14 protein-coding genes are annotated in these 14,945 nt (G+C 45.1%); 13 read left to right on the forward strand and 1 reads right to left on the reverse strand.

Annotation, left to right across the window (positions count from 1 at the left end; genetic code table 11):
- Window positions 1–39: 39 nt before the first annotated feature.
- The 9 genes from hemW (at window position 40) to deoC (ending at window position 10,647) form a co-directional block, all read left to right on the forward strand.
- Window positions 40–1,197: a radical SAM family heme chaperone HemW gene (gene hemW, locus MHB63_15320; GenBank protein MEK3807890.1), complete on the forward strand. Its 1,158-nt coding sequence runs from the start codon at window positions 40–42 to the stop codon at window positions 1,195–1,197.
- 143 nt (window positions 1,198–1,340) lie between these two features.
- Window positions 1,341–2,369 carry a heat-inducible transcriptional repressor HrcA gene (gene hrcA / locus MHB63_15325; protein ID MEK3807891.1) on the forward strand — a complete coding sequence of 343 codons (1,029 nt, stop codon included), beginning with the start codon at window positions 1,341–1,343 and terminating at the stop codon, window positions 2,367–2,369.
- 85 nt (window positions 2,370–2,454) lie between these two features.
- Window positions 2,455–3,054 carry a nucleotide exchange factor GrpE gene (grpE, locus tag MHB63_15330; protein MEK3807892.1) on the forward strand — a complete coding sequence of 200 codons (600 nt, stop codon included), beginning with the start codon at window positions 2,455–2,457 and terminating at the stop codon, window positions 3,052–3,054.
- Between the two features lie 25 nt (window positions 3,055–3,079).
- Window positions 3,080–4,909: a molecular chaperone DnaK gene (gene dnaK, locus MHB63_15335; GenBank protein MEK3807893.1), complete on the forward strand. Its 1,830-nt coding sequence runs from the start codon at window positions 3,080–3,082 to the stop codon at window positions 4,907–4,909.
- A 453-nt stretch (window positions 4,910–5,362) separates the two neighbouring features.
- On the forward strand, window positions 5,363–6,478 hold the full coding sequence (dnaJ, locus tag MHB63_15340) for a molecular chaperone DnaJ (GenBank protein ID MEK3807894.1): 1,116 nt from the start codon (window positions 5,363–5,365) through the stop codon (window positions 6,476–6,478).
- Window positions 6,479–6,498: 20 nt separating this feature from the next.
- Window positions 6,499–7,437, forward strand: a complete 939-nt coding sequence (gene prmA / locus MHB63_15345) for a 50S ribosomal protein L11 methyltransferase (protein MEK3807895.1) — start codon at window positions 6,499–6,501, stop codon at window positions 7,435–7,437.
- 13 nt (window positions 7,438–7,450) lie between these two features.
- Window positions 7,451–8,206 (forward strand): 16S rRNA (uracil(1498)-N(3))-methyltransferase, encoded by a 756-nt coding sequence (locus MHB63_15350; GenBank protein MEK3807896.1) that lies wholly within the window; start codon window positions 7,451–7,453, stop codon window positions 8,204–8,206.
- A 5-nt stretch (window positions 8,207–8,211) separates the two neighbouring features.
- Window positions 8,212–9,570, forward strand: coding sequence for a tRNA (N(6)-L-threonylcarbamoyladenosine(37)-C(2))-methylthiotransferase MtaB (mtaB, locus tag MHB63_15355; protein MEK3807897.1), 1,359 nt, complete (start codon window positions 8,212–8,214; stop codon window positions 9,568–9,570).
- A gap of 405 nt (window positions 9,571–9,975) precedes the next feature.
- The gene (deoC, locus tag MHB63_15360) at window positions 9,976–10,647 is read left to right on the forward strand and encodes a deoxyribose-phosphate aldolase (GenBank protein MEK3807898.1); all 672 of its coding nucleotides are present in this window, start codon (window positions 9,976–9,978) and stop codon (window positions 10,645–10,647) included.
- 31 nt (window positions 10,648–10,678) lie between these two features.
- On the opposite strand, the gene MHB63_15365 is transcribed toward deoC, so the two are convergent.
- Window positions 10,679–11,626: a Na/Pi symporter gene (locus MHB63_15365; GenBank protein ID MEK3807899.1), complete on the reverse strand. Its 948-nt coding sequence runs from the start codon at window positions 11,624–11,626 to the stop codon at window positions 10,679–10,681.
- 206 nt (window positions 11,627–11,832) lie between these two features.
- On the opposite strand from MHB63_15365, the gene rpsU reads away from it, so the two are divergent.
- From rpsU to floA, 4 genes are all read left to right on the forward strand, one after another.
- Window positions 11,833–12,006: a 30S ribosomal protein S21 gene (gene rpsU, locus MHB63_15370; protein MEK3807900.1), complete on the forward strand. Its 174-nt coding sequence runs from the start codon at window positions 11,833–11,835 to the stop codon at window positions 12,004–12,006.
- 13 nt (window positions 12,007–12,019) lie between these two features.
- Window positions 12,020–12,466, forward strand: a complete 447-nt coding sequence (locus MHB63_15375; GenBank protein ID MEK3807901.1) for a GatB/YqeY domain-containing protein — start codon at window positions 12,020–12,022, stop codon at window positions 12,464–12,466.
- Window positions 12,467–12,683: 217 nt separating this feature from the next.
- A complete protein-coding gene (locus tag MHB63_15380) occupies window positions 12,684–13,934 on the forward strand; it encodes a nodulation protein NfeD (GenBank protein ID MEK3807902.1) in 1,251 nt (416 codons plus the stop codon).
- Window positions 13,935–13,950: 16 nt separating this feature from the next.
- Window positions 13,951–14,940: a flotillin-like protein FloA gene (floA, locus tag MHB63_15385; protein MEK3807903.1), complete on the forward strand. Its 990-nt coding sequence runs from the start codon at window positions 13,951–13,953 to the stop codon at window positions 14,938–14,940.
- Window positions 14,941–14,945: the final 5 nt, after the last annotated feature.

Consider the following 14,945-nt stretch of genomic DNA (forward strand, 5'->3'; position numbering starts at 1 on the left):
AGTCGTGTACTGCGGCTTCTTTATTAGAAGGTGAGAACTATGGTACAGGCAGCATATTTTCATATTCCATTCTGCGAACAAATCTGTCACTACTGCGATTTTAATAAAGTCTTTTTAAAAAATCAGCCTGTAGATGAGTATTTGGACAGCATGCACAAGGAAATGAAAAACACAGTAAAGAAAACGCCGGCAGACGGCCTCAAAACCATCTTTATAGGCGGCGGCACACCGACAGCCCTGAATGAACGCCAGATGGAAAAGCTGCTTACGTCCATTGCCGAAGAATTTCCGGTTGGAAATCTTCATGAATATGCTGCAGAAGCAAATCCCGGTGAAGTCTCCTTAGAAAAACTGAAAATCATGAAAGAGCTTGGAGTAAATAGACTGAGCTTTGGCGTGCAGACGTTTAATGACAGGCTGCTTGAAAAAATAGGCCGCAGCCACAGGTCTCTGGATGTGATGAAAACAATCGGACTTGCAGAAAAAGCGGGCTTTGATAATATCAGCATTGATTTAATGTACGGATTGCCGGGGCAGACGATTGAAGATTTTAAGGAAACCCTTCACACGGCGTTCAGTCTTGATGTTCAGCACTATTCGTCCTATTCGCTGATCGTGGAGCCTAAAACCGTTTTCTATAATTTAATGTCTAAAGGAAAACTACTTCTTCCTCCTCAGGAAGAAGAGGCAGCCATGTATGAGCTGTTAATGGAGGAAATGGACAAGCACGGTTTCGCACAGTATGAAATCAGCAATTTTGCAAAGCCCGGTTATGAAAGCATGCATAATCTGACGTACTGGAACAATGAAGAGTATTTCGGAATCGGTGCAGGCGCCCATAGCTATGGAGGAGGAGTACGCCGTGCCAATGCCGGACCTCTGAAAAAATACATGGCTTTAGTTGCAGACGAAGGATTTCCGTATACGAGTGAGCACATCGTGTCTAAAGCGGAAGCAATGGAAGAAGAAATGTTTCTTGGCCTGAGAAAATCCGCAGGAGTGGGCCGTGCCAGGTTTTATGAAAAATTTGGCATGCGCATGGAGCAGGTTTTTGGACAGCAGATAAAGGAACAGATTGGCAATGGGCTGATTGAAGAAAACGGAGACTTCCTCTCGCTCACACACAAGGGCAAGCTTCTTGGAAACGAAGTGTTCCAGGCGTTTTTAGGGGTCATTCCTGAAAAGGACGGGCAGTAATCAGTCCTTTTCTTCCTCTTTGTTTTTTTGCCTGTCCTGACACGGGAATTTCGTCTAAATAATTGACATTTCACGAGTGATTTGATACTTTTTATTATAGATTTAGCACTCACACATACAGAGTGCTAACAGAGGTGATGATAATGCTAACAGATCGTCAGCTTTTAATCCTTCAGGTCATTGTGGATGATTTTATCCAGTCTGCACAGCCTGTAGGCTCCCGGACATTGTCCAAGAAGGATTCGATCACGTTCAGTTCGGCTACCATCCGCAATGAGATGGCAGATCTTGAGGATATGGGGTTTATTGAAAAAACCCACAGTTCCTCGGGAAGGGTTCCGTCTGAAAAGGGATACCGCTACTATGTCGATAACCTTCTTGCACCGCAGAAGCTATCAAATATGGATGTTGTCACAATCAAATCCGTTTTTGCAGAGCGTATATTTGAACTTGAAAAGGTCGTTCAGAAATCAGCGCAGATCTTATCGGATCTGACGAACTATACATCGATTATTCTCGGTCCAAAGGTGAACGAAAACCGGCTCAAGCGCATTCAGATCGTTCCGATAAATGACGATACGGCTGTTGCCATTATCGTGACAAATACCGGACATGTAGAGAACAGAACGATTTCCTTTCCCGAAAGCATAGCTCCCCAGGATATTGAGAAGATGGTCAATATTTTAAATGAGCGGCTCTTTAATGTGCCGATTGTGGAGCTGCATGACAAAATCTATAAAGAAATCGTCAGTCTCCTGAAAAATCATATCCAGAATTATGACGCTGTCATGAAGGTGCTTACCGGAACGTTTACGCTGAACAGCAATGAAAAGATCTATTTCGGCGGAAAGACAAACATGCTCAGTCAGCCTGAATTCAATGACATCTCAAGGGTCAGAACGCTGCTTACGATGATTGAACAGGAGCAGGAACTTTACAATATTTTAAATGCCAATGATTCAGGCATAACGATTAAAATCGGAAAAGAGAATGAAAATATCGCAATGGAAAACTGCAGCCTGATCACCGCAACCTACTCCGTTGACAACAGGCAGATCGGCCGCATTGCCGTGCTTGGCCCGACAAGAATGGAATATTCGCGGGTTATCAGCCTGCTGCAGAGAGTGACAAAAGACATGTCGAAGGCGCTGACAAATTTGTATCACTCGTAAAACAATTGTCCATATTGTAAGAGAGCGGAAAAACCGTTTTCCGCTCCTTTCCATGATGTTTATCCTTTAAGGGAGGTGAAAGAAATTGACTAACGAAGCAAAAGAAAGCTTAAAAGAAAATCAGGCAGCCGGGCAGGAAGAAACAGTGATCAGCCAGGAAGAAGAGGCAGCTGAAGCTCAGGCCGGCCAGGAGGAAGCTGTTCAGGAGCAGGGTTCTGACGAGTTATCTGAAGCGAAAGCGAAAATCGAAGAGCTTGAAGCAAAGCTCAGCGATACAGAAAACCGCATGTACCGTCTTCAGGCGGATTTAGATAACTTCAGAAGACGTGCCCGCCTTGATATGGAATCTGCTCAAAAGTATCGTTCTCAAAATCTCATTACCGACATTCTGCCAGCTCTTGATAATTTTGAAAGAGCGTTAAAAATAGATACAGATGACGAAAAAACACAGTCTCTGCTGCAAGGCATGGATATGGTATACCGCCAGCTGATCCAGGCACTTCAAAACGAAGGCGCTGAAGCCATTCAGGCAGAAGGCCAGCCGTTTGACCCGCATCTTCACCAGGCTGTCATGCAAGTGGAAGATGAGAATTTTGAAGCGGGAACGGTTATTGAAGAGTTCCAAAAAGGGTATAAGCTAAAAGACCGCATTATCAGACCAGCAATGGTGAAAGTGAATCAATAAACTACATATCAGGAGGTTTTCTACGATGGGGAAAATTATCGGCATCGATTTAGGTACTACAAACTCATGTGTCGCTGTATTAGAAGGCGGCGAACCTAAGGTTATTCCAAACGCAGAAGGCAACCGCACGACTCCTTCAGTCGTTGCATTCAAAAACGGCGAGCGTCAGGTTGGGGAAGTTGCAAAGCGTCAGTCTATCACAAACCCTAACACAATCATGTCCATTAAACGCCATATGGGTACAGACTACAAAGTAGAGGTTGAGGGCAAAGAAAATACGCCTCAGCAAATCTCTGCAATCATCCTTCAGCATTTGAAAGCTTATGCAGAAGACTACCTTGGCGAGCCTGTAACGAAAGCCGTTATCACGGTTCCTGCATACTTCAATGATGCAGAGCGCCAGGCTACTAAAGATGCAGGTAAAATCGCTGGTCTTGAAGTAGAGCGCATTATCAACGAACCAACTGCAGCTGCACTTGCATACGGTTTGGATAAAACAGATCAGGATCAGACAATTCTTGTATATGACCTTGGCGGCGGTACATTTGACGTTTCTGTTCTTGAACTTGGCGACGGCGTATTCGAAGTACGCTCAACTGCAGGTGATAACCGTCTTGGCGGAGATGACTTTGACCAGGTGATTATTGACTACCTTGCAGCTGAATTCAAAAAAGAAAACGGCATCGACCTTTCTAAAGACAAAATGGCTCTTCAGCGCCTTAAAGATGCAGCTGAAAAAGCGAAAAAAGATCTGTCAGGCGTTTCATCAACACAAATCTCACTTCCATTCATTACAGCCGGAGAAGCTGGACCGCTTCACCTGGAAGTAACATTATCAAGAGCTAAATTTGAAGAGCTTTCTTCAAACCTTGTTGAAAGAACTATGGGACCGGTTCGCCAGGCTCTAAAAGATGCAGGTCTATCTAAATCAGAAATCGATAAAGTAATCCTTGTCGGCGGATCAACGCGTATTCCGGCCGTTGTGGAAGCAATCAAGAAAGAGCTTGGACAGGAGCCGTCAAAAGGCGTTAACCCTGATGAAGTAGTTGCACTTGGAGCAGCGATCCAGGGCGGCGTTATTACTGGAGACGTTAAAGATGTTGTACTTCTTGACGTAACTCCGCTTTCACTTGGAATTGAAACAATGGGCGGCGTGTTCACGAAACTAATTGAGCGCAACACGACGATTCCAACAAGCAAATCCCAAGTGTTCTCAACAGCTGCCGACAGCCAGACAGCTGTTGACATTCACGTTCTTCAAGGTGAGCGTCCAATGTCAGCAGATAATAAAACGCTTGGCCGTTTCCAGCTTACTGACATTCCGCCGGCACCTCGCGGAGTGCCTCAAATCGAAGTATCATTCGATATTGACAAAAACGGTATCGTAAACGTGCGTGCAAAAGATCTTGGAACAAATAAAGAGCAGGCGATCACAATCAAGTCGTCTACAGGCCTAAGCGATGATGAGATCGAACGCATGGTAAAAGAAGCAGAAGAAAATGCTGAAGCGGATAAATTGCGCAAAGAAGAAGTAGAACTTCGCAATGAAGCAGATCAGCTTGTCTTCTCAACAGAAAAGACACTGAAAGATCTTGAAGGCAAAGTGGACGAAGCGGAAGTTGCTAAAGCAAATGAAGCAAAAGACGCTTTAAAAGCAGCCATTGAGAAAAACGAACTTGAAGAAATCAAAGCGAAAAAAGATGAGCTTCAGGAAATCGTTCAGCAGCTGTCAATGAAACTGTACGAAGAAGCTGCAAAACAGCAGCAGGGTGCTGAAGGTGCACAGGGCGCTTCTAACCAGGACGACAATGTCGTTGATGCAGAATACGAAGAAGTAAATGACGACAAGAAATAAGTGTCGGCATCCCGAAAGTCAAAGTCAGGCTTGTCTTGACTTTGGCTTTTTTTGATGAAGAAAGATCATGTGATTTGAGGTTTGCCAAAAGCAGGATAGTTTTTAATAATGGATCTATTTGTAAATGGCGATTTTTTTCATATGTCACCAAAACTCCAGCGGACTGAAGCGGAAGGCACTTGACTCCTGCGGGATGAAGAGAACACGGGAGACCCCGCAAGCGAAGCGAGGAGGCTCCCGGGGCTCCCCGCGGTAATCTTGTGACTGGAGCGAAAGGGAGCGGGTACAATTGCAGAGTGAGCAATTTATGCTGAAACCGACAAAATACAAAGACACTTTCAGCTGCCAAGAATAATGTATAGGTACAGAATGACCCCCACAAACATTATCTTGCAATCATGCCAAATCGAGTGATACAATTTACTTTATGTGAGAATTCGGGAGTGAGCAATTATGAGCAAGCGTGATTACTATGAAGTGCTTGGAGTAAGTAAGAGCGCGTCTAAGGATGAAATGAAAAAAGCGTACCGCAAGCTGTCCAAAAAATATCATCCTGATATTAATAAAGAAGCAGACGCTTCAGATAAATTCAAAGAAATTACAGAAGCATACGAAGTCCTTTCTGACGACCAAAAACGGGCTCAATACGATCAATTCGGCCATGCTGATCCAAATCAGGGCTTTGGCGGTTCTGACTTTGGTGGGGGATTCGGCGGTTTTGACGATATCTTCAGCTCTATTTTCGGAGGCGGCAGAAGACGCGACCCTAACGCGCCGAGACAGGGTGCAGACCTGCAGTATACAATGACGATTGCTTTTGAAGAAGCTGTATTCGGCAAAGAAACAACGATTGAAATTCCTCGTGAAGAAACATGTGATACGTGTGACGGATCCGGAGCCAAGCCCGGAACAAAACCTGAAACCTGTTCGCACTGCAGCGGTTCGGGCCAGCTGAACGTTGAACAGAACACGCCATTTGGAAGAATTGTCAACCGCAGAGTATGTCATTACTGCAGCGGGACAGGCAAACAAATCAAGCACAAATGTTCAACATGCGGCGGAGCCGGAAAAGTGCAGAAGCGCAAGAAAATCTCGGTTAAGATTCCTGCCGGTGTTGATGACGGCCAGCAGCTGAGAGTATCCGGACAGGGTGAGCCAGGCGTAAACGGCGGTCCTTCAGGAGACCTGTATGTTGTCTTTAATGTAAGGCCTCATGAATTCTTTGAACGAAACGGTGATGACATCTACTGCGAAATGCCTCTGACATTTGCACAGGCTGCTCTTGGAGATGAAATTGAAGTTCCGACTCTGCACGGCAAAGTGAAGCTGAAAGTGCCTGCCGGTACACAAACCGGCACCAAATTCCGCATGAAGGGAAAAGGTGTCGCGAATGTGAGAGGCTATGGCCAGGGCGATCAGCACATTGTTATCCGGGTGCTTACACCTACTAATATTAATGAAAAACAAAAAGAACTGCTGCGCGAATTTGCTGAAATGAGCGGCGGCAGACCGGATGAGCATGAAGAAAGTTTTTTTGATAAAGTGAAACGTGCTTTCAAGGGTGAATAAACAGAAGTGGAGCTGGTAGAATGAAATGGTCTGAGTTAAGTATTCATACAACACAGGAAGCGGTTGAGCCGATTTCCAATATCCTGCATGAGGCGGGAGCTAGCGGAGTCGTAATTGAAGATCAGATGGATCTGTTAAAAGAGCGCGAAAGTGTGTATGGAGAAATCTACCACCTCAATTCTGATGATTATCCTGATGAAGGTGTTATTATTAAAGCATATCTTCCAGTAAACAGTTTTCTCGGGGAAACGGTGGAAGAAATTAAAGAAGCTGTGAACAATCTGCTTATTCATGACATTGATTTAGGGAAGAATGATATATCAATCAGTGAAGTGAATGAGGAAGAATGGGCTACAGCATGGAAGAAGTACTACCACCCTGTGAAAATTTCAGAGCGGTTCACGATTGTTCCAACATGGGAAACCTATACTCCTGTCCATTCGGATGAACTCATTATCGAGCTTGATCCCGGAATGGCCTTCGGTACAGGAACGCATCCGACGACCGTTTTATGCATTCAGGCGCTTGAACGCTCTGTAAAAGAAAATGACACGGTTGTCGATGTAGGTACCGGTTCAGGCGTTCTAAGCATTGCATCAGCAATGCTTGGGGCAAAACATGTACAGGCAATGGATCTTGATCCGGTTGCAGTTGATGCGGCGCGGCTTAATACGAAACTCAACAAAGTGCATCAGACAGTCACGGTTACACAGAACAACCTTCTAAACGGTGTCGAAGGACCGGTTGATGTAGTTGTTGCGAATATTTTGGCTGAAGTCATTCTGCGATTTGCAGATGACGCCAATCATATCCTGAAGCAGGGCGGTTTATTCATTACTTCAGGCATTATTCTCAATAAAAAGGCAGAAGTCAGGAACGGTCTGATTGAAGCCGGGTTTGAGATTGAGGAAACAGTGGTCATGGAAGACTGGGTGGCCTTTATCGCCAGAAAAAAATAAGAGGTGCTCATCTGTGCAGCGTTATTTTATTGAGGAAAAAAAAGAAAACAGTTCATCCAGAATAACAATCACGGGAGACGATGTTCATCACATCTCCCGTGTTATGCGTATGAAGCCAGGCAATGAAATTGTATGCTGTACAGCAGACGGGTTTTCTGCGCTGTGTGAAATCGCAGAGCTCCACGAGGATGCGGTTGTATGTTCTGTTCGGGAATGGCAGGATGCGGACAATGAACTGCCTGTGAAGGTCACGATTGCGAGCGGGCTGCCTAAAGGGGATAAGCTCGAGTGGATTTTTCAAAAAGGCACTGAGCTTGGTGCTTCTTCGTTTATCCCTTTTAATGCTGCCCGTTCCGTTGTTAAACTTGATGCAAAAAAAGCAGGCAAGAAAGCGGACCGCTGGAGAAAAATCGTGAAAGAAGCTTCAGAGCAATCGTACAGAAATGTGATTCCCGATGTTTCTGAGCCTCAAAGTTTTAAAGAACTTTTAAGACTTTCAGAGTCTTATGATTATAAAATTGCCGCTTACGAGGAATCAGCCAAAACAGGCGAGATGTCGAACCTTGCGAAGGTGCTGCAGTCTTGCAGTCCGGGCCAGTCGGTTCTTGCTGTGTTCGGACCTGAAGGCGGCCTGACGAAAGAAGAAACAGAGCAGCTGGCAGCCGCAGGATTTAACCTTTGCGGACTTGGGCCAAGAATTTTAAGGACGGAAACGGCTCCTCTATACCTTTTGTCTGCTGTTTCCTATCATTTTGAATTATCGAGGTGAATCCCATGCCAACAGTAGCTTTTCATACACTTGGCTGTAAAGTAAATCATTACGAAACAGAAGCGATCTGGCAGCTGTTCAAAGAATCAGGCTATGAGCGGTCTGATTTTGAAAGCAAAGCAGACGTATATGTTATTAATACATGCACCGTTACAAATACGGGCGATAAAAAAAGCCGGCAGGTCATCCGCCGCGCCATCAGAAAAAATCCGGACGGCGTCATCTGTGTAACCGGCTGTTATGCACAAACTTCTCCTGCTGAAATTATGGCAATTCCGGGAGTCGATATTGTAGTTGGAACATCCGACCGCATTAAAATGCTTGATTATATCGAGCAGTTCAAAAAAGAAAGACAGCCAATCAACGGTGTCAGCAACATCATGAAGGCGCGCGTCTATGAAGAACTGGACGTTCCGGCCTTCACAGACCGCACGCGTGCTTCCCTTAAGATCCAGGAAGGCTGCAATAACTTCTGCACATTCTGCATTATTCCATGGGCACGCGGACTTATGCGTTCACGTGACCCGGAGGAAGTCATCAATCAGGCTCAGCAGCTTGTTGATGCAGGATACAAAGAAATTGTTCTGACCGGCATTCACACAGGCGGATACGGCGAAGATATGAAAGATTACAACTTCGCGATGCTTCTACGCGATCTTGACGCACGGGTTAAAGGACTGAAACGCATCCGTATTTCATCTATTGAAGCAAGCCAAATTACGGACGAAGTGATTGAAGTACTGGATCAGTCGGACAAAATTGTCCGTCATTTGCACATTCCTATTCAATCCGCTTCGAACACAGTGCTGAAAAGAATGAGACGAAAGTACACAATGGAATTTTTCGCAGAGCGTCTGACTCGCCTGAAACAAGCGCTGCCGGGCCTTGCGGTTACATCTGACGTCATTGTTGGTTTCCCTGGCGAAACAGAAGAAGAATTCAAGGAAACCTACAACTTTATTAAAGAGCACAAATTTTCCGAGCTTCACGTATTCCCGTACTCGAAACGTACCGGAACACCTGCTGCAAGAATGGAAGATCAGGTGGACGAGGAGATTAAAAACGAACGCGTTCATCAGCTTATTGCGCTGTCTGACCAGCTTGCAAAAGAATATGCTTCAGATTACGAAGGAGAGGTTCTTGAGGTTATTCCTGAAGAAGAGTACAAAGAATCTCCTGAGAGCGGCCTTTATGTAGGATATACTGACAATTATCTGAAAGTCGTATTCCCGGCTTCTGAAGAAATGGTTGGCAAAATAGTAAAAGTAAAAATCACAAAAGCAGGCTATCCGTACTCAGAAGGACAATTCGTCCGTGTCATGGACGAAGACACCACAGCTGAAGCGGTCCGCCAGATTTCATAAACAGCAAAAGAAAAATCCGAACTGGGAATCAGTTCGGGTTTTTTTCTTTATGAAATGCTTTTACATAGTAAAGCTTTATTAAGTTATTTGAGCACCAGACTAACATATTTGGCGCTATTTCTCACTCCAGTGGACTGCAGCGGAAGGCACTTGACTCCTGCGGGATGAAGAGGGCACTGGAGACCCCGCAAGCGAAGCGAGGAGGCTCCAGGCACTCCCCGCGGAAAGCAAGTGACTGGAGCGAAAGGGAACGGGTACAAAACCAATTCAAACGAAAAGAATTACCGAAAGCAGGTTTATAATTATTTTCCCGGTGTAAATTAAACTTGTACTCGTATTTCAATCAAAAAAATGATAAGATGTAAGAGGTCAGACGACTATAATAATGGAAAAGGGGTAGTACATATGTCAGTAAACATTGGCAGTATGATCGACCATACGGCTTTAAAGCCTGAAACATCTAAATCACAAATCGAAACATTATGCGCAGAAGCGAAAGAATATAAATTTGCATCTGTCTGTGTAAACCCGACCTGGGTTGAAACAGCAGCAGCCCTTCTAAAAGGCACAGAAGTAAAAGTTTGCACAGTAATCGGTTTTCCGCTGGGAGCATCTACTCCTGAAACGAAAGCATTTGAAACAGGCGATGCGATTGCAAAAGGTGCAACTGAAGTAGACATGGTCATCAACATCGGTGCCCTGAAAGACAAAAACGATGAGCTTGTTGAGCGTGACATCCGCGCAGTTGTCGATGCAGCTAAAGGAAAAGCGCTTACGAAGGTAATCATTGAATCATGCCTTCTGACTGACGAAGAAAAAGTCAGAGCATGTGAGCTTTCTGTGAAAGCAGGAGCTGATTTTGTTAAAACATCTACTGGCTTCTCAACTGGCGGAGCAACTGTAGAAGACATCGCTCTTATGCGCAAAACAGTAGGCCCTGATATCGGCGTAAAAGCTTCAGGCGGTGTCCGTGACCGTGCAGGTGCAATGGCAATGGTTGAAGCCGGCGCAACACGCATCGGTGCAAGTGCAGGAATTGCCATTGTAAATGGTGAAACTTCAACTTCAGATTATTAATAGCGGAAAAAGCTGCCACCGGCAGCTTTTTTTAATGCTTTCTATTAAAAAACCTGGCGGAAGACTCCACAAATCTTCCGAAGGGTTCAGCAAAAGGAAGGACGGCAATCGAGCTGACTACATTAAACACGAGACTGAAATGGGCCAGCTGCAAATCAGGCTCGGCTGCAAAATGCTCTGCAATCCCGCTGCACAAAGCGATGAAAGGATAAAAGGCTGCGACCCCAAGTACATTGAGCCATACATGGGCATAGGCGGTCAGTTTGGCTTCATGCCCCGCTCCGGCAGATGCCATCAGACCGGTGATGCACGTGCCGATATTGGCTCCGAGAATGTAGGCTATGCCGGCGCTTAGAGTCAAAAGGTCTGCATTCATAAAGCTCATAATAATGCCTGCGGCTGCAGCACTTGAGTGAATGATGGCAGTCAGCACCGTGCCGCCGAGCACTCCTGCAAATGCATGGGTGTTCGAATACATCAGCAGTTCACTTACTGCCTCAAGATGCGACAGCGGTTCTGCAAGCTTGCCGAACCCCGACATGGATAAAAACAGCAGGCCAAGTCCTGATAGGATGCCGCTGATCCTTACAAGGGACTGCCTTTTCATCATCGCACCCGCTAAAAAGAAAAGAAATCCCCCGCCTATCATGGGTATAATCAGCGATCCAAGGTCAAGAGTGATCAGCTGAGTCGTAAAAGTGGATCCAATATTTGTCCCCAGTATGATTCCGATTGTTTGTCTGAAAGTAATGACACCAGCGGAAACCAGCCCGATCACAATGACCATAACTGCTGAGCTGCTCTGCAGAATGCCGGTAAAAACAATGCCTGCAAGAAACGCTTTGAACGGGTGATCGATACAGGCAAACACCCAGCTTCTCATGGTGCTCCCTGATAAAATGGAAAGACCGTTTTTAAGTATATGCATACCTGTCAGAAAGAAAAGTAAATATAACAAAAAGAACCCTGCAGCCGCCATGTGCTCACCTCTTCTTACCACTATATGGACAAGCGCGCAGAAACATGACAGAAACACCAGGGACAAACGATTGTTCTTTAGAAGTTTATTTATATAAGTTGACCTCTGAGGCACGTTATATTATAATGGCAAAGTACATGTTTTCTTTAAACATGTTTATTAAACAGATGATGTCGATTGGTTGTATTCGGAGGGAGGGAATAAGAATGTCAAAAACGGTCGTTCGTAAAAACGAGTCGCTTGAGGACGCTCTTCGTCGCTTCAAACGTACAGTATCAAAAAGCGGTACTATACAAGAAGCAAGAAAGCGCGAATTCTATGAAAAACCTAGCGTAAAACGTAAGAAAAAGTCTGAAGCTGCTAGAAAACGCAAATTCTAAAGAGGGTGGATTTATGAGTCTTCTTGAGCGTTTGAATCAAGATATGAAACAAGCGATGAAGAACAAAGAGAAGGACAAACTGGCTGTTATCCGTATGGTGAAAGCCTCATTACAGAATGAAGCCATCAAACTGGGTAAACAGGAGTTGTCTGCTGAAGAGGAACTGACTGTGTTTTCTCGCGAATTAAAGCAACGTAAAGACTCCCTCCAGGAATTCAGTAAAGCTGATCGCTTAGATTTAGTTGAAAAGACACAGGCTGAACTTGATATTTTAACTGTATACATGCCTAAGCAGCTGACAGAAGAAGAGCTTACGGCCATCGTTCAGGAAACGATTGCCGAAGTGAATGCTGTGTCAAAAGCAGACATGGGGAAAGTTATGGCCGCCATCATGCCTAAGGTTAAAGGTAAGGCTGACGGTGCGCTTGTCAATAAAACTGTAGCTGGACAGCTATCATAAAAACCGGAAAACACTCTGTTCATTTGAACAGAGTGTTTTTTATTGGGTCTTTCCGGAGAATTTTTATTAAAAATGAAACCTATACTTAAGTAGAAACGTATTACAGATAGACTGTAAATGGAAGGGGGCCAGCTGAACATTGAGGAGTCATCATAACCGTCTTTTTCATATCTTCTTCGGCATTGTTCTTTTCCTTTCGCTTTTCGGAAGTGCTTATATACCCGCAGCTGACAATTCACCAGATAAAGTTGCGGTTATCCCCATTGAAGAGACGGTTGAAAAAGGATTGTCGCAGTTTATCAAGAGGTCATTTAAGGAAGCAGCTGCCGAAAATGCAGACCATATTATTTTAGACATCAATACTCCAGGGGGAGCGGTTGATGCTGCTCTTGAAATTGCCGATACAATCAGAGGGTCGAAAATCCCTGTAACCGCTTTTATTGACCGCAGGGCGCTGTCTGCCGGAGCGTATATTGCCCTGAATGCAGATCAGATTTATATGGTTCCGGGTGCGAAAATGGGATCTGCCGCCATCATTGATCTGGAAGGCAATACAGCAGATAAAAAGGCAGAATCGCTTTGGCTTGCCGAAATGAAGGAATCAGCTGAGCAAAATAACCGTAATGCCAAATATGCCCTTGCCATGGCAGATCCTGATGTGGATGTGCCTGAATACGGAGCCGGAAAAGGTGATCTTCTAACACTGAATTCTGAACAGGCGCTTGAGGTCGGTTATTCCGAGGGAACGGCTGAAAATCTGGACAGTTTGCTTGAAAAGCTGAATCTTGCGTCGGCTGATGTGATTGATATTGAAGTAAGCTTTGCTGAGAAGGTTGCGCGGTTTGTCACAAACCCGATTGTCATCCCTATTTTGCTCTCTATTGGAAGCCTCGGGCTGATTGTTGAGCTTTACAGTCCAGGTTTCGGACTGCCGGGAATTATGGGACTGTCTTCTCTTTTCCTGTTCTTCTACGGACACTATATTGCGGGACTTGCAGGACTTGAGACCATCATTCTTTTTGCCGCCGGAATCATTCTTGTGGCAGCTGAGTTTTTCGTACCGGGAGGCATTATAGGATTTATTGGTTTTGGAGCAATCCTGCTCAGTTTCTTCATCGCCACAGATGACATAGGCTATATGGCCTTTTCGCTTGGGATTGCGCTTTTAGTTGCCGTATCGGCAGCCATCATATTTGTAAAGGTGTTTGGAAAACGTATGAATATCTTTAAAAAAATCATCTTGCGTGATTCAACCAATACGGAAAGCGGATATGTCTCGAGCCGCAGCAGGCTCGAGCTGATCGGCAAAACGGGTGTGGCTTTAACTTCAATGAGGCCTTCGGGCACAGCTCTGATCGAAGATGAGCGCATTGATGTGGTTACAGAAGGAACGTTTATTGCAAAAGATCAGAAAGTAAAGGTTATTAAAGTAGAGGGCTCACGGGTCGTCGTAAGAGAAATCATTTAATTGAAGGAGGAACAAAATGGATCCATCATTGCTGCTCACGTTAGGCTTAATTGTTATAGGTGTCATTGTACTAGGTGTTTTATTTACCTTTGTGCCGATTGCACTGTGGATTTCAGCACTTGCTGCAGGGGTAAGAATCAGTATTTTCACCCTGATTGGGATGAGGCTTCGCCGAGTAAGTCCGAACAGAATCATTAATCCGCTCATTAAAGCGCATAAGGCTGGACTCGGAGTAACCATCAATCAGCTTGAAAGCCATTATCTTGCCGGAGGGAACGTAGACCGGGTTGTAAATGCTTTGATTGCAGCTGAGCGCGCCAACATCGAACTGACATTTGAGCGCTGTGCAGCTATTGACCTGGCTGGACGCGATGTTCTTGAAGCCGTTCAGATGAGTGTAAATCCAAAAGTGATTGAAACGCCGTTTATTGCAGGGGTTGCTATGGACGGAATCGAAGTAAAAGCAAAAGCGCGCATCACAGTCCGCGCAAACATTGAAAGACTTGTCGGGGGTGCCGGCGAAGACACCATTATTGCACGGGTAGGAGAAGGAATCGTAAGTACAATCGGTTCATCTGACAATCATAAAAAAGTTCTTGAAAACCCGGATAGGATTTCTCAGACGGTATTAAACAAAGGACTTGATTCCGGGACTGCTTTTGAAATTCTGTCGATCGATATCGCGGATGTGGATATCGGCAAAAACATCGGGGCGATTCTGCAGACTGACCAGGCTGAAGCAGATAAGAAAATTGCCCAGGCAAAAGCTGAAGAACGCCGTGCGATGGCGGTCGCTCTTGAACAGGAAATGAATGCTAGAACGCAGGAAATGAGAGCGAAGGTTGTGGAGGCAGAAGCTACAGTCCCGCTTGCTATGGCAGAAGCACTGCGCAATGGAAAAATCGGCGTGATGGACTATATGAATTTTGAAAATATACATGCTGATACAGGCATGAGAGATTCAATTGGTAAGCTTTCGAAAGATCAGCCTGATCATGAAGAATAGGAATC

The sequence above is a fragment of the Bacillus sp. FSL H8-0547 genome (genome assembly GCA_038002745.1).
Taxonomy (GTDB): Bacteria; Bacillota; Bacilli; order Bacillales; family Bacillaceae; genus Bacillus_P.